Source organism: Halobacillus aidingensis (genome assembly GCF_900104185.1).
Taxonomy (GTDB): domain Bacteria; phylum Bacillota; class Bacilli; order Bacillales; family Halobacillaceae; genus Halobacillus; species Halobacillus aidingensis.
In genome coordinates this window covers 1-16,338 of record NZ_FNIZ01000027.1, presented here as the reverse complement: position 1 = coordinate 16,338, position 16,338 = coordinate 1, and the positions used below count along the sequence as shown (strand labels likewise).

Below are 16,338 nucleotides of genomic sequence, written 5' to 3'. Positions count from 1 at the left end.
CTCCCTTTAGTTGAAGACTCAGTTTCGAGACTTCTGTTGGGTGGATGGGGGCTGCGGGGGCGACTCGCTTTCCGCGGGAGTGCAAGGTGCACATACCGCGCATCGTTAAAGGAAGCCTTGTCTAGTTGAAATAATTAATGATAGTTCCTGACCATGGATACGGGGTCAGGGAAACGACGATTTGCAGTGCTTTGAATCAGTCAGTAGAAAAACACCCACGTTCGTGCCCCCATTCGCTTTTCATGCGGACGTTTCCCAGACCCTGTTCCCATGCCTTATTCGTGAAGGATCTATGATTAAAACGACTCTATAACGGCGTAGGTGAACAGGGCTGTATTACAGAGCTCGGCAGGTTACTAGTAGAGGGATTTCGAGAACCTCATATGGCAAAGGGGCGGAGGGAAACGGTGAGACTCCTGTGGGAAGTGCGTGGGAGATGAGACCCCACAGAGCGTTAGCTCGAGGAGGCTCATCACTCGCCCACGGAAAGCGAACCTTTTCCCGGAGCCCCTAAACTCTCACAGAAGTCTCGAAATCAAATCTTCAAAAATCCTGCCATTTAGCTGAATAAGTAAAGTAAATAAAAAAAGTCGCGTCTCTATATAGAGACGCGACTTTTTTAGGACAAGAATGTTTCTGATGACCCGTACGGGATTCGAACCCGTGTTACCGCCGTGAAAGGGCGGTGTCTTAACCACTTGACCAACGGGCCAATATGTATGGCAAAAAATAATGGTAGCGGCGGAGGGGATCGAACCCCCGACCTCACGGGTATGAACCGTACGCTCTAGCCAGCTGAGCTACACCGCCATTTAATTGAATGCTCTCTCGGAAGCACAAAAAATATATTACACCATGATAAATAAACTGTCAACAAGAAATAAAAATATCAGATAACTCTGTCTATTTCGCTAGGGAATGAGGAAGATTTTTGGAACGTAGAGGGATGCGGTTGGGGAGATTTTGTAGAAACGACCTTTCTTCTTGTGAAAACCATCGAAGTTTTTGTTTCTGCTCTCCTGTTGTTTTGACAAAATGCTTGTTCTGGGTGTGGTTTAATAGGTTTCACAAAGAAGGAGTGATGAAAATGTTAGGAACTGTATCAAAACGAGAAAGTCGTCCATCGGCCGTCAGAGGATCCGGGATCGTGAGAGGGTTACAAAAGGCTTCATTCGGTACGTTTTCCTTTATGGCAAACAAAGGGGTTTTCCACATGGTGCTGGCGTTATTATTAGGACGAGCCATCATTCTATCGTCCATGGCCCCTTTTGGCGTAGCATTTTTAGCGGTGATCTGGTGGCTAAAGCGTCCGCTTGTCATACCCGTCACAATTATGATGGCCGCCGGGGCTTCTACATACAGCTACGGTCATGCGGGTTTTATTGTAGGGGCGTCGACGACTTTTTTGCTCTTAAGTCTGGCATTGCGCAAAACAAGTCACCCCCAGAAATGGCTGCCGATGATTGCGTTGATGGCAAGCTTGATTCCGAGAACCGTGAGTCTCGCTCTGCTGGATCGTTGGCAGCTCTACGAACTTACTTTGATGGTGGCGGAAGGAGTACTAGCTTTTATCCTTGTACTCATCTTTATGCAAAGCATTCCGCTTTTAACACCACAAAGATATCAACCATCGTTAACAAATGAAGAAATTGTTTGTTTAATCATATTATTGGCCTCTGTTTTAACGGGAATGATCGGCTGGCAGGTACAGGGCGTTGCCGTGGTCGATATTTTTGCTCGATACTTAGTTATTTTGATGGCCTATACTGCCGGGGCTGCGATTGGATCAACGGTCGGTGTAGTGACCGGACTGGTTTTAAGCCTATCCAATATGGATCATATCTATCAAATGAGCCTGCTCGCTTTCTCAGGCTTATTAGGGGGGTTATTAAAAGAAGGGAAAAAGGCCGGGGTGAGCGTAGGACTCATCGTCGGTACTTTATTGATTGGTTTCTATGTGAGCAGTGGAGCTGATCTTCCATCTTCGCTGTGGGCTTCGGCCTGTGCGGTGGTTTTGTTCATGCTGACCCCGAATTCGTGGGTCAAGCAATTATCACGATATGTTCCGGGGACGGATGAACACCATTCGGAACAGCAAAAATACTTACAAAAAGTGCGAGACGTCACGGCTGTCAGGGTCGGGAAGTTTTCGGACGTTTTTCAGGCTTTATCAAAAAGTTTTACTCATTTAGAGTCTCCAAAGGAGGATAACGGGGAAGCAGAGGAAGTGGACTATTTTTTAAGTCATGTCACGGAAAAAACCTGCCAATCATGTTTTAAGAAAGAAAAATGTTGGGTCAATCAATTCGACGACACCCATAACTTAATGACCGATCTTATGCATGAATTGGATGAAAGAGGGGAGCCCAGCCGTGTCATGCGAAAGAACGTCGATCAGCATTGCGTCAAACCGCAAAAGTTGATTGATACGATGAATCATGAATTGTCTTTTTATCATGCCAACAAAGAATTGAAGCGCCAGGTGCACGAAAGCCGGAAGTTTGTAGCCGAGCAGCTCCAGGGCGTATCTGATGTGATGAATAATTTTGCAAAGGAAATTGTGAAAGAGCGTGAGCACCATGAGCATAAAGAACAGGTGATCTACCATGCACTTGAACGAATGGGGATGGTCATTCAAAAATTAGAAATCTATTCCTTGGATGCGGGAAACATGGATCTCGAATTAATTGTTGAGATTGATAATTATAGAGGGGAAGGAGCGAAAATCATTGCACCTGTCCTTTCGGATATTCTGGGAGAAACCATTGTTGTCACAATGGAAGAAATCTCTCCATATCCAAACGGAAGGTGTTATTTATCATTTGGATCAGCGAAGCATTATTCAATCGAATCGGGAGTTGCACACGCCGCTAAAGGAGGGGGGTTCGTTTCAGGAGACAGCTTTACAATGATGGAGTTAGGAAGGGGGAAATATGCATTAGCGATCAGTGATGGAATGGGTAACGGGGAACGTGCTCATGAGGAAAGTATGGAAACGCTGAGGCTGTTGAAACAGATTCTTCAATCGGGCATCCAGGAGTCCGTAGCCATTCAGTCGATTAATTCCATATTGTCTTTACGGACGAATGATGAAATTTTTTCAACGTTGGACTTAGCGGTGATTGACCTGCATCAGGCGACGTCCAAGTTCATTAAGGTCGGCAGCACGCCGAGCTATATAAAACGAGGCGATAAAATTTTCACCGTCGAGGCCGGAAACCTGCCGATGGGAATCATCCCGGATGTCGACGTGGATATGAGGAGTGAACAATTGAAGGCAGGAGATTTCCTCATCATGATGAGCGACGGGATTTTGGAAGGTCCGAAGCAAATCGGTAATGTAGACATGTGGCTTAAGCGGAAGATCAGGGAAATATCAGATGAAGATCCCCAAGCGATGGCTGATCTTTTATTAGAAGAGGTGATACGGACCCAATCTGGAACGATCATGGATGATATGACGATTATCGTAGCGCGGATTGATCGTTATATGCCGGAGTGGACGTCGATTCCTTCGGTGAAAAAAGAGGCCTGATTGTAGTATAGAATTTCTCCTTTTCGGCGATGATGGAAGCAACGAATCAGGAGGGATATGCACAATGAAACCAGGCCGATTAAAGCAGATTCTTTTATTGACGGATGGATGCTCGAACCATGGAGAAGACCCTGTCGTCGTCGCAGCGCTTGCGAGGAATCAGGGAATAACGGTCAATGTGATTGGCGTTCTTGACGATCGGCAAAGTGGCAAGCCACAAGGGCTTGAAGAAGTAGAATCGATTGCTGAGGCAGGTGGAGGCGTCAGTCAAATTGTATATCAGAAAAGTTTGTCCCAAACCGTGCAAATGGTGACGAGACAAGCCATGACCCAGACGATTCAAGGGGTTGTTAATAAAGAATTACAAGAGATCTTAGGGAAAAAACAGACCATTGAAGAACTTCCTCCAGAGCAGCGGGGAGAAGTGGTTGAAGTGGTGGACGAACTCGGAGAGAGCTGCGACCTTGAGGTGCTTGTGCTCGTGGATACAAGTGCAAGCATGCACCATAAGCTGCCGACCGTGAAGGAGGCTCTTTTCGATTTGTCCCTTAGCTTGAATGCGAGATCAGGATCTAACCAATTCAGTGTATATGCCTTCCCGGATCCGAAGAAAACCATTACGAAAATGGTGGGTTGGACACCGGAATTGGGTGAAATACATGGGATCTTCTCCAAATTAAACAGTGGAGGATACACGCCAACGGGACCTGCGTTGAAAGAGGCGCTTTATGCGTTTGCAGGGAAACCTCTCGATGAGCGGTTGAGAAATGAGGAAGATCCATATGAAGAAACAGGTTTTTGACTTATCCCCTGGAAGTCGAGTAACCGGTAAATGGAGCGGTTGTACTTATACCATCATCAAAAAAGTGGGTGCTGGAGCCTGCGGAACTGTTTTTTTATGCCGTTCCCATCAAGGGGATACGTATGCCCTTAAGCTTGGGGAAGATAGTTCGCGAATGATGTTGGAAGTGAATATGCTCAAAAAATTCAGTAAGGTCCAAGGGGTGAAACTTGGGCCTTCTTTTGTTGATGTGGATGATTGGGTGGATGTGTCTGGCCGGACGCACCCTTTTTATGTGATGGAATACGTAGAAGGAACCCCCGTGACAGAATTTTTGAAAGGGAAGACGAAGGATTGGATCGGCATTCTAGCTATCCAATTACTCGCGGACCTTGAGAATCTTCACAAAGCGGGATTTGTATTCGGTGATTTGAAGACAGACAACTTGTTAGTATCCGGTTCAAAAGTCCGCTGGATCGATGTGGGCGGAGTAACGGCTATAGGTCGTGCCATTAAAGAATACACTGAATTTTATGATCGGGGCTATTGGAACATGGGCTCTCGAAAAGCAGAACCGACGTATGATTTATTTGCCGTCACGATGATCATGATGGAAATGGGCCACCCGAAGAGGTTTGAAAAAGGAAGTCACCCTCAAAAGGCGCTGGAAAATAAACTGGCTTCATCACCGATCCTGAAACCCTATAGACGGGTGATTCAACAATGTTGGAAAGGGAATATACAAAATGCGACACAAATGAAAGACCACCTTTCCGGTGTACTGATGAAACGCAAAAGCCCACCGGCTTCGTCCCGTCAGAGGCGTGTGCACAATAAAAAATCTGAGAATGTCGAACTTGCTGCTTTAACGGTGGCATCGGGGGTGTTTTTTGCGGTGTCGATTGTAAGTTTCTTCTTCTAATCAGACCACCTTGTGAAGATGAGAACAGGTGGATAGGGGAGGGGATGTCTTCTCCTCTATAAAAATAACGAGGAAATGGAAGCTTATCTTTTGAAGTGCTTACGAATAGTGATACGATAGGAAGAGATATACAGACAGAGACAGGGGGAAAACACCTGATGGATCATGCTGTCCATACCTTCATTTCGAAACACCATATGATCCAGCCGCATGAGACCATATTGGTCGCTGTGTCCGGAGGGCCGGATTCGGTCGCTCTTTTGCATTTTCTTTGTGCGATGAAAGAAAAGCTTTCCCTTCATTTGATTGCCCTTTCTGTCGATCATCAATTAAGAGGAGAAGAATCTCAAGCAGATCTTCGTTTTGTTGAGACGATGTGCGAAGAATGGGGAGTCGAATTTGTCGGAACCTCTGTGGATGTCCAGGCGTATAAGAAAGATACGGGGAAAGGCACGCAGGAAGCGGCCAGGGAATTGAGGTATGCGTTTTTTGAAAAGATGATGTATGCCTATGAAGCGGATGCTCTCGCTATGGGGCATCACGGTGACGATCAGGCAGAAACAATTCTGATGCAGCTTATGCGCAGTGCACGACCGGAAGCGGTTCAGGGGATGCCCGCCACAAGACGTTTTGCTTGCGGAAGAATCATTCGTCCATTCCTTACAGCCTCTAAAGACCAAATCGCTTCTTATCTGGAAGATCGAGCCTTAAAGGTAAGGATGGATCCATCCAATGAGGAAACCGAGTACACTCGGAATGCGGTCAGGCAGTACCTCTTGCCTTTTATGAAAGAGAGCAATCCGCAATTTCATAAGCATATGCAGGTGTGGAGCGAGAGAGCTAGAGAAGAAAGGTCATACATAAATGAGCAGGCCCAAAAAGTCTTGGAAACTGTCCATTTTTCTTCAAATGTTGAGAAATTCGTACAATTATCAAAACAAACTTTCAAAACATTCCCGCTTGCTTTACAAAGGACAGCCTTTCATCTAATATTGAACTATCTGTATGTGAACCAAAACGAAGACATTTCTTACTTGCATGAAGAAATGTTCATGAACCTTTTGAATGATGAAAAACCAAATGCTTCCCTGGACTTTCCGGAAGGGTTAAAAATCATCCGTGCCTATGATGACATCTCCTTTTCTTTTTCGAAAGAACAAGAATGGAAAGGGTACTCCTACATTCTCGAAATGGGAGAGGAGCTTCAACTTCCTGATGGGTCGCAAATCAGGGCGGATTGGTTCAGCGGGGACGGAACAGAAGATGCTCATACGTACCTATGTGATTCGCATCACGTAAATCTTCCTCTTGTCGTCCGCACGAGGCAGGAGGGGGACCGAATGCGTCTGAGAGGGATGAACGGATCGAAAAAAGTAAAAGATATTTTTATCGACCAAAAGATCCCGGCCCGTCTGCGCCCTACCTGGCCGATCGTTACAGATCATGCAGGAAAGATTCTTTGGGTCGTCGGTTTGAAAAAAGGCGGGGAGCGTACCAGCCTTTCATCAGGTCCATGGCTTCGGTTACATTATAAAAACAAAGCAGACACGTAGGAGGAGCAATCATGCATAACGAAATTGAAAAGGTCTTGATTTCTGAAGAGGAAATTCAGGCGAAGTGTAAAGAGCTGGGAGCGGAACTTTCGAAAGAATATGAGGATCGTTTTCCTTTGGCGATCGGGGTACTGAAAGGCGCCCTTCCGTTTATGACTGATTTGCTGAAACGCATGGGAACTCATTTGGAAATGGATTTCATGGATGTTTCCAGCTATCACGGAGGTATGGAATCTTCAGGAGAAGTCAAAATTGTTAAAGACCTTGATACGAAGGTTGAGGGTCGAGACATTTTGATCATTGAAGATATTATCGATAGTGGTCGAACACTTGCCTATCTTGTCGACTTGTTCAAGTACCGTAAAGCTAAGTCGATCAAAATCGTTACACTGCTTGATAAACCGACAGGACGAAGCGCGGATATCAAAGCAGATACAGTCGGGTTCGAAGTTCCTGATGAATTCGTTGTAGGGTATGGCTTAGACTATGAAGAAAAGTATCGTAATCTTCCGTACGTCGGAGTCTTGAAGCCTGAGGTTTATGGAGGCTGAGGGTCAACCTGCGATGGCAAGTTTGAAAGTGTCCATGTCAAGGGTAATTAGTTGTGTCGGCCGTTTTTGGTATGGTAGTATTTACTATAGTTTTTCTCGTTTGGGAGGAGGTAGGCAATGAACCGGATCTTTCGTAATACCATATTTTACTTACTTATCTTCCTCGTGGTTATCGGCGTGGTCGGTCTATTCCGAGGTCAAGGTGATCCGCAAACAGAATATAATGTCAATGAATTCTACAATAAATTGAATAATGGTGAAATCCAGGAAATGACGATTCAGCCTGTCAATGGGGTGATTCGTGTAACTGGTACAGAACAGGGAGCGGAAGAGGGCGAAACTTTCGTCGCGCAACTTCCAGCTAATGATGAAGTGATTGCTCAAATCACACAGACAGCTCAAGAACAGAGTAATCTGACTGTTGAACAAGAAGAGCAGCCTAGCGCATGGGTGACTTTTCTAACGTCCATCATCCCGTTCGTCATTATCTTTATTTTGTTCTTCTTCTTGCTTAATCAGGCGCAGGGCGGCGGAAGTCGTGTCATGAACTTTGGTAAGAGTAAGGCGAAGATGTATTCAGAAGAGAAGAAGAAAGTGCGCTTCAAAGATGTTGCTGGAGCAGATGAAGAGAAGCAGGAGCTTGTCGAAGTCGTTGACTTCCTTAAAGACCCTCGTAAATTCTCTGCTGTTGGTGCCCGTATTCCTAAGGGTGTCTTATTAGTTGGACCTCCGGGTACAGGTAAAACATTACTTGCACGTGCTGTAGCTGGTGAGGCAGGAGTACCATTCTTCTCCATCAGTGGTTCTGACTTCGTTGAAATGTTCGTCGGTGTCGGTGCATCCCGTGTCCGTGACTTGTTTGAAAATGCGAAAAAGAACGCACCGGGCATCATCTTCATTGATGAAATTGATGCCGTAGGTCGTCAACGTGGAGCTGGTCTTGGCGGAGGTCACGATGAGCGCGAGCAAACGTTGAACCAATTGCTTGTTGAAATGGATGGTTTTGGTGTCAATGAAGGAATCATCATCATCGCTGCGACCAACCGTCCGGATATCCTGGACCCAGCCCTTCTACGTCCGGGTCGTTTTGACCGTCAAATTACAGTTGATCGTCCAGATGTTAAAGGCCGTGAAGCAGTACTTGCTGTACACGCGAAGAACAAGCCGTTGTCTGAGAACGTCGACTTGAAGACGATTGCGCTCCGTACACCAGGCTTTTCTGGTGCCGACCTGGAAAACTTATTGAACGAAGCTGCTCTAGTAGCTGCGCGTGGAGATAAGAAGAAAGTCGATATGGATGACGTAGATGAAGCGATTGACCGCGTGATTGCAGGGCCTGCCAAGAAGAGTCGTGTGATTTCTAAGAAAGAACGCGATATTGTTGCCCACCACGAAAGTGGACACACAGTAATCGGTATGGTGCTTGATGATGCGGACATGGTCCATAAAGTTACGATTGTTCCTCGTGGGCAGGCGGGAGGATATGCCGTCATGCTTCCTAAAGAAGATCGTTACTTTATGACGAAACCGGAATTGTTCGATAAGATTACAGGATTACTCGGTGGTCGTGTAGCCGAAGAAATCATCTTTGGTGAAGTAAGTACTGGAGCTCACAATGACTTCCAGCGTGCAACCAGCATCGCACGCAAAATGGTCACAGAGTATGGCATGAGTGAAAAACTCGGTCCACTTCAGTTCGGCTCTAATTCTGGCGGACAGGTCTTCCTTGGACGTGATATCCAGAATGAACAGAACTACAGTGATCAAATTGCCTATGAAATCGATCAGGAAGTGAAGAACTTCATTCAGTACTGTTATGACCGTGCGAAAACGATCCTTACTGAAAATAAAGACAAGCTTGAGTTGATTGCGAAGACACTATTAGATGTCGAAACACTTGATGCAACTCAAATTCGTTCTCTATTTGATAAAGGTCGTCTTCCGACGGATGAAGAGCTTGAAGAAATCGCACGTGAACACAATGCGAAAATCAAGAACAACACGTCTTCCAACAATGAGGATGTCCGTGTGACTATTCAATCCAAAGAAGATGAACAAGAAGAAGAGACAGAAACTCATGAAGAAACGAAGAAAGATTCAAAAGATGAAGATTCATCTGATTCAGAGGATCGTCGTTCTTAAAGGTTCATGAGCAAAGCCACATCAGCCCGGAAATGGGTGGTGTGGCTTTTTCTGTGTGCTAAAAGAGCGTAACGGCGGGTTCATGTGATATGATGGTAGCCGAAGGAAATGACACGGGAGGCTTCATGTATGAATTTTGTCCTTGATGTGGGAAATACCAATACTGTACTAGGCGTATTTGAAAATGACTCTTTGAAATATCAGTGGAGGATCAAAACCGATCGTCATAAAACAGAAGATGAGTTCGGAATGTTGATTAAATCACTCTTCGATCACGAAGGGTTGCGTTTCGAAGATATGGACGGCGTAATAATTTCGTCCGTCGTACCTCCGATTATGTTTGCACTTGATCGTATGTCTCGATATTATTTTAAAAAGCAACCGATGATCATAGGTGAGGGGATGGTGGACCACGGATTGCCGATGAAATATCCAAACCCGAATGAAATCGGAGCAGATCGAGTGGTCAATGCGGTAGGTGCCATTGATGAGTATCCACTTCCTTTAGTCATCATCGACTTTGGAACAGCGACAACTTATTGTTATATTAATGCTGAAGGGGAATACCTTGGAGGTGCCATTGCCCCAGGGGTTAATATCTCGATGGAAGCTCTTTACGCGAAAGCAGCCAAACTTCCAAAAATCGAAATTAAGAGTCCGGAACATGTGATTGGTCAAAGCACTGTTGAAGCCATGCAGTCCGGCGTCTACTATGGATATGTAGGTCAGGTCGATGAAGTCGTTCGTCGTATGAAGGAAACATCCGATCAGACACCGACGGTTATCGCTACAGGCGGTCTTGCCAATTTAATTGCCGGTCAGTCAAGGACGATCGATCATGTCGATCCTTACTTGACGTTGAAAGGTCTTCATAAGATATATCAAAGGAACAAAGAGAAAAAAGCGTTTAAAGGAGAATGAATAGCATGTCAGATTATTTAGTGCGTGCCATAGGTTTCGACGGCCAGGTGAGGGCTTATGCCATTCAATCAACAGAAACAGTCGAAGAGGCAAGACGCAGACAAGATACGTGGGCAACGACATCAGCAGCACTAGGACGTACGTTAACCATCAGCGGCATGATGGGAGCGATGCTTAAGGGAAATGATAAGCTCACAGTGAAGGTCGAAGGGGACGGCCCTGCTGGCGCCATTATCGCAGATGCAAACTCTAAAGGGGAAGTTCGTGGATATATCAAAAACCCTCATGTGGATTTCGAATCAAATGCCCAAGGGAAATTGGATGTGGCCCGAGCTGTTGGAACGTCAGGAACGTTAAGTATCGTGAAGGACTTGGGTATGAAAGACCACTTTACAGGTCAAGTCCCCCTCGTGTCCGGCGAGATCAGTGAAGACTTCACTTATTACTTTGCAAACTCTGAGCAAGTGCCTTCAGCTGTTGGAGCTGGAGTGCTTGTAGATACGGACTATTCCATTCTTGCTGCCGGGGGGTTCATTGTCCAAATGATGCCGGGAGCTGACGAAGAGACGACCAGCCAAATTGAAAAGAGACTTTCAGAAATGCCTGCGATTTCTTCTCTCGTACGCGACGGCAAAACCCCAGAAGAAATTCTGCACACGGTTCTTGGAGAAGAAAATGTGCGTGTACTGGATACGGTGCCAGTGAAGTTTCAGTGCCACTGTTCACGTGAACGGGTGGAAATGGCCATTGCGAGCCTAGGGGATGAAGAAATTGAACGCATGATCAACGAGGATCAGGGAGCAGAAGCGAAGTGCCACTTCTGTAACGAAGATTACCAGTTCAATGTAGAAGACCTAAAAGAGCTGCAATCTCAAGATACGGATTCCACATCATAAACGAAAACCAAAAATGATATAATAAAAGGCGAAACCGCGGTTTCGCCTTTTCCTTTAATAATGCATGATTGAAATGTTTGACAATTGTCTTCTTATTCAGTACATTAGGTTTAAATCCTATTAAAATACTTGGTTTTGGGAGTGAGTGTATTGAGAATCGTAAATAACGTAAGCGAATTAGTTGGGCAAACTCCATTGGTCAAACTGAACGGAAGCGCGGAGGAAGACAGTGCAGATATTTATCTTAAACTGGAATACATGAATCCGGGCAGTTCCGTTAAAGACCGTATTGCTCTTTCCATGATTGAAGAAGCTGAAAAAGATGGAAGTCTCAAAGAGGGAGATACTATTGTTGAACCGACGAGCGGGAATACGGGGATTGGTCTGGCTATGATTGCAGCGGCCAAAGGTTACAAAGCCATACTCGTTATGCCAGACACGATGAGTCAAGAACGTCGTAACCTTCTGCGTGCCTATGGAGCAGAACTCGTTCTTACTCCAGGTAGTGAAGGGATGAAAGGCGCCATTAAAAAGGCAGCTGAACTCCAAGAACAGAAGGGCTACTTCCTGCCTCAACAGTTCAACAATGAAGCAAACCCACTCATTCACGAAAAAACGACCGGACCGGAAATTGTCGAGCAAATGGGTGACCAATTGGACGCATTCGTTGCGGGTATCGGAACAGGTGGAACCATTACGGGCGCGGGTAAAGTGTTGAAGGAGAAATACCCGGACATCAAAATTTATGCGATCGAACCGGAAGAATCTCCGGTCTTATCCGGCGGAGACCCTGGTCCACATAAGATCCAAGGAATCGGGGCAGGCTTTGTACCTGGTATCCTGAATACGGAAATCTATGATGAAGTCATTAAAGTAACGAAAGAAGATTCATTCGAAGCTGCGAGGGAAGCCGCTAGAAAAGATGGAATTCTGGGAGGAATCTCTTCCGGATCCGCTATCCACGTTGCGAAGCAGGTAGCCAAAAAGCTTGGCAAAGGGAAGAAGGTTGTAGCGATCATCCCTAGTAATGGTGAGCGTTATCTATCTACTCCTCTTTATCAGTTCGACGAAGAATAAGGTTAGGCAACTGCACCTCTATGGGGTGCAGTTTTTATTTGTGTTTCCAACCGTGCACGTGTGATAGAAATTTTGAAATGATGTAAGATAGGGGAAGAGAATGATGGAAACGAGGGAAACATATGAACACCCAATTAAAAACTTCTGAAAAAACGTTCGACCTAACAAAGGAAACTCTTGTGATGGGGATTCTTAATATTACGCCAGATTCTTTTTCTGATGGAGGGCTTTATTTTGATCTCGATCACGCTGTCAAACAAGCGAAGATGATGGAAGAAGAAGGAGCGCATATCATTGATATCGGCGGTGAATCCACACGTCCCGGCCATCAACCCGTAACAGCTGAGGAGGAACTGGAACGAGTCATCCCTGCGATCCAGGCGGTCAAAAAGGCAGTTCCCCTTCCTCTTTCCATTGATACTTATAAAGCAGAAGTGGCTGAGAAGGCGGTCGAGGCAGGTGCGTCGATCATTAATGATGTATGGGGTGCGATTAAAGAACCCGCTATTGCTGAAGTCGCTGCCCGTTATGGTGTACCTATCATCCTTACCCATAACCGGTCAGACAGAAATTACGAATCTTTAATGGATGACATGAAAAATGATCTCCGAAAAAGCATTAAGATAGCCAAGGATGCGGGTGTTAAAGATGAGAACATCATCCTCGATCCAGGTATCGGTTTTGCCAAAACTCAAGCACAAAACTTGGAGGTCATGCGAAATTTAGCAGAATTAAAGGAACTTGGTTACCCGATTTTATTAGGAACCTCCAGGAAATCATTTATCGGTACAGCCCTGGATCTTCCGAAAGAGGAACGGATGGAAGGGACAGGTGCAACTGTCTGTTATGGAGTGGCACAAGGCATGGATATTGTAAGGGTGCATGATGTAAAGCCCATTGTACGAATGACGAAAATGATGGATGCTATGCTCGGGAAGGGTGAAGGAATTGGATAAAATATATGTGAATCAAATGGAGTTCTGGGGTTATCATGGTCTCTTTCCCGAAGAGAACAAACTCGGACAACGGTTCTATGTGGATCTTGAGCTTGAGTTGGACTTGAGACCAGCAGCAGAATCTGATGATATGACAAAATCGATTGATTACGGTGCCATTTACGAGGTCACTAAAAAAACAGTGGAAGGAAAACACCATAAACTCGTCGAAACAGTGGCGGAAAAACTAGCCAATGAGCTTTTCGGAGAGTTTCCCCTGTTGGAAGGATGCCTCATAAAAGTATATAAGCCTGACCCTCCAATTCCTGGTCATTATAAATCGGTTGCGATCGAGATCTACCGGAGACGGGAAACATGAATATCGCGTATATTGCGTTAGGGTCGAATATTTCACCACGGGAAGCATTTTTGAAAGATGCGATCTCGCTGCTAGAGGAGCATGAGGATATAACGGTCCGAAAAAAGTCAGCGGTCTATGAAACGGCCCCTGTCGGATACACAGAACAAAACGACTTTTTAAATATGGCCATTCAAGTGGAAACGGTTTTGTCCCCTCCCTTATTGCTGGAGTACTGCCAGGGCATTGAACAGGAACTTGGGAGAAAGCGCGTGATAAAGTGGGGGCCGCGTACGATCGACCTCGATATATTACTTTATAACCAGGATGATATGAAAACAGAGCAATTAACGATCCCCCATCCTCATATGCACGAACGGGCGTTTGTGATGGTCCCTTTAGCAGATTTGGATGCTCAAGCTTTCCTTCCTCATTTACAACAAACAGCGGGAGAAGTTCTTGGGTTGCTTCCATCAGAAGAAGTGAGAAGCATGAAGAAGTGGGGAAGAATATAGTGATATCGTGCAAGGTCAAATAGAAGGGGCTTGGTATTCGTTGGCTGTTGAAATAGGGGAGTAAATGCAAGAATCCTTACCCTTTCAACATTGACACGCTCATAGTACTTTTTTATACTAAACGATAGTTAGATGCTGCCAGTCCCATGCTGGCAGTTTTTGTTATTGTAACGGTAAGTACCCAAAAACATCAGGGAATGGAGTGATAGCAATGACGGAAGAACTTAATGAACATATGCGGGTGCGTCGCGATAAGATGAATACTCACCGCGAACAGGGCATCGACCCATTCGGTGACAAATTCGACCGCACAGACTACGCCCAAGACTTAATAGAGAAGTACGATCAATATACGAAAGAGGAACTGGAGGAAAAGCAGTTCCCAGCAACCATTGCTGGACGAATCATGACGAAGCGTGGAAAAGGAAAAGCAGGTTTTGCACATATTCAGGATCTGACCGGCCAAATCCAACTTTATGTTCGTAAAGATGAAATTGGAGAAGAAGCTTACGACAATCTGTTCAAATCTGCTGATTTAGGAGATATCGTAGGAGTTTCCGGCGTGATGTTCAAGACAAACGTTGGAGAACTTTCCGTGAAAGCAGCAGACTACCAATTGCTTACGAAGTCTCTACGCCCACTTCCTGAAAAATTCCATGGCTTGCAAGATGTCGAACAACGTTATCGCCAGCGTTACTTAGACCTTATTACAAACCCTGATAGTAGAGACACGTTTGTACTGCGTAGTAAGATCATTCAGTCTATGCGCCGTTATCTAGATGGTTTAGGTTTCTTAGAAGTAGAAACTCCATTGATGCACGGGATCGCAGGTGGAGCTTCCGCCCGTCCTTTCATTACACACCACAATGCACTGGACATGCAGTTGTATATGCGTATCGCTATCGAGCTGCACCTGAAGCGTTTGATCGTAGGTGGTTTGGAAAAAGTATATGAAATCGGACGTGTATTCCGTAATGAAGGAATCTCAACTCGTCACAACCCTGAGTTTACGATGATTGAGCTTTATGAAGCCTATGCCGATTACCATGACATCATGAACCTGACAGAAAACATGGTTGCTCATATCGCTAAAGAGGTTCTTGGTACAACGAAAGTCACTTACAATGAACAAGAAATCGATTTAGAGCCAGAGTGGACACGTCTTCATATGGTAGATGCCATCAAAGAACACACAGGGGTGGACTTCTGGGAGCAAATGACTGATGATCGTGCCAAAGAGCTTGCTAAAGAGCACGGCGTTGAAATTAAAGATACGATGACATTTGGTCATATTGTGAATGAATTCTTTGAACAGCGCGTAGAAGAAAAATTACTTCAGCCTACCTTTATTTATGGCCATCCGACAGAGATCTCTCCTCTTGCGAAGAAGAATCCAGAGGATGGAAGATTTACGGATCGTTTCGAATTGTTCATTGTTGGACGTGAACATGCGAATGCTTTCTCTGAGTTGAATGATCCGATTGATCAAAGAGAACGTTTCGAAGCTCAACTGAAAGAAAGAGAAGAAGGAAATGATGAAGCACATATGATGGATGAAGACTTCCTTGAGTCCCTTGAATATGGAATGCCTCCAACGGGTGGTCTAGGAATCGGGATCGATCGTCTAGTCATGCTGCTGACAGATTCCCCTTCTATTCGTGACGTTCTACTGTTCCCGCAAATGAGAAATCGTGAATCATAAGGTTATCAATCCCCCCGGATTCTTCTGGGGGATTGTTTTTTTATCTATAGGACTACTCACTATATGAAGGGCAATAATCTGAATTATCTTTTTACGAAAAACCTATTGCGTGGTTTTGGATCCCGTGATATATTATTACTTGTCGCATTAACAGAGCGGCCAGCCGCAAACGGCTTAACAAAATAAATCATAAAAAGTTGTTGACGAAAACAACTGCACATGATATATTAATTAAGTCGCTGTTTTGAAGCGGCAAACAAACATTTGATCTTTGAAAACTGAACGAACCAACCAGTACGTCAAAACATTTCTTCTTTATAGAAGAGATTTGAAACAAGCACATTCGGTGTGCAAATGAGCAAGTCAAACTTAACTTTTATGGAGAGTTTGATCCTGGCTCAGGACGAACGCTGGCGGCGTGCCTAATACATGCAAGTCGAGCGCGGGAAG

Annotated in this window: 13 protein-coding genes, 2 tRNA genes and 1 rRNA gene; 14 read left to right on the top strand and 2 right to left on the bottom strand. The window is 45.2% G+C overall.

Annotation, left to right across the window (positions count from 1 at the left end):
* Positions 1-640 precede the first annotated feature (640 nt).
* Together BLS23_RS18965 and BLS23_RS18960 are read right to left on the bottom strand one after the other, a co-directional pair.
* Positions 641-712 (bottom strand) — tRNA-Glu (locus tag BLS23_RS18965).
* Positions 713-733: 21 nt separating this feature from the next.
* Positions 734-810: transfer RNA gene (locus tag BLS23_RS18960), tRNA-Met, on the bottom strand.
* A 277-nt stretch (positions 811-1,087) separates the two neighbouring features.
* Between BLS23_RS18960 and spoIIE the strand changes: the two genes are divergently transcribed.
* From spoIIE to BLS23_RS18890, 14 genes are all read left to right on the top strand, one after another.
* On the top strand, positions 1,088-3,535 hold the full coding sequence (spoIIE, locus tag BLS23_RS18955) for a stage II sporulation protein E (protein ID WP_089654585.1): 2,448 nt from the start codon (positions 1,088-1,090) through the stop codon (positions 3,533-3,535).
* A 64-nt stretch (positions 3,536-3,599) separates the two neighbouring features.
* Positions 3,600-4,337 carry a vWA domain-containing protein gene (locus BLS23_RS18950; protein ID WP_089654584.1) on the top strand — a complete coding sequence of 246 codons (738 nt, stop codon included), beginning with the start codon at positions 3,600-3,602 and terminating at the stop codon, positions 4,335-4,337.
* A complete protein-coding gene (locus BLS23_RS18945; RefSeq protein ID WP_089654583.1) occupies positions 4,318-5,238 on the top strand; it encodes a protein kinase domain-containing protein in 921 nt (306 codons plus the stop codon). The genes BLS23_RS18950 and BLS23_RS18945 overlap by 20 nt, the downstream gene beginning before the upstream one ends.
* Before the next feature lie 158 nt (positions 5,239-5,396).
* Positions 5,397-6,791: a tRNA lysidine(34) synthetase TilS gene (tilS, locus tag BLS23_RS18940; protein ID WP_089654582.1), complete on the top strand. Its 1,395-nt coding sequence runs from the start codon at positions 5,397-5,399 to the stop codon at positions 6,789-6,791.
* Positions 6,792-6,802: 11 nt separating this feature from the next.
* On the top strand, positions 6,803-7,342 hold the full coding sequence (hpt, locus tag BLS23_RS18935; RefSeq protein ID WP_089654581.1) for a hypoxanthine phosphoribosyltransferase: 540 nt from the start codon (positions 6,803-6,805) through the stop codon (positions 7,340-7,342).
* A 117-nt stretch (positions 7,343-7,459) separates the two neighbouring features.
* The gene (ftsH, locus tag BLS23_RS18930; protein ID WP_089654580.1) at positions 7,460-9,484 is read left to right on the top strand and encodes an ATP-dependent zinc metalloprotease FtsH; all 2,025 of its coding nucleotides are present in this window, start codon (positions 7,460-7,462) and stop codon (positions 9,482-9,484) included.
* A 129-nt stretch (positions 9,485-9,613) separates the two neighbouring features.
* Entirely contained in the window at positions 9,614-10,405 is a 792-nt protein-coding gene (locus tag BLS23_RS18925) for a type III pantothenate kinase (RefSeq protein WP_089654579.1), read from the top strand.
* Positions 10,406-10,410: 5 nt separating this feature from the next.
* On the top strand, positions 10,411-11,301 hold the full coding sequence (gene hslO / locus BLS23_RS18920) for an Hsp33 family molecular chaperone HslO (protein WP_089654578.1): 891 nt from the start codon (positions 10,411-10,413) through the stop codon (positions 11,299-11,301).
* A gap of 150 nt (positions 11,302-11,451) precedes the next feature.
* Positions 11,452-12,378 carry a cysteine synthase A gene (gene cysK / locus BLS23_RS18915; protein ID WP_181898744.1) on the top strand — a complete coding sequence of 309 codons (927 nt, stop codon included), beginning with the start codon at positions 11,452-11,454 and terminating at the stop codon, positions 12,376-12,378.
* A 122-nt stretch (positions 12,379-12,500) separates the two neighbouring features.
* The gene (folP, locus tag BLS23_RS18910) at positions 12,501-13,334 is read left to right on the top strand and encodes a dihydropteroate synthase (RefSeq protein ID WP_089654577.1); all 834 of its coding nucleotides are present in this window, start codon (positions 12,501-12,503) and stop codon (positions 13,332-13,334) included.
* A complete protein-coding gene (gene folB / locus BLS23_RS18905; protein ID WP_089654576.1) occupies positions 13,327-13,692 on the top strand; it encodes a dihydroneopterin aldolase in 366 nt (121 codons plus the stop codon). Before folP ends, folB begins: the two co-directional genes overlap by 8 nt.
* Positions 13,689-14,186, top strand: a complete 498-nt coding sequence (folK, locus tag BLS23_RS18900) for a 2-amino-4-hydroxy-6-hydroxymethyldihydropteridine diphosphokinase (protein ID WP_089654575.1) — start codon at positions 13,689-13,691, stop codon at positions 14,184-14,186. The genes folB and folK overlap by 4 nt, the downstream gene beginning before the upstream one ends.
* 211 nt (positions 14,187-14,397) lie before the next feature.
* Positions 14,398-15,888, top strand: a complete 1,491-nt coding sequence (gene lysS, locus BLS23_RS18895; RefSeq protein ID WP_089654574.1) for a lysine--tRNA ligase — start codon at positions 14,398-14,400, stop codon at positions 15,886-15,888.
* Between the two features lie 375 nt (positions 15,889-16,263).
* Positions 16,264-16,338, top strand: a 16S ribosomal RNA gene (locus BLS23_RS18890); the annotation flags it as partial.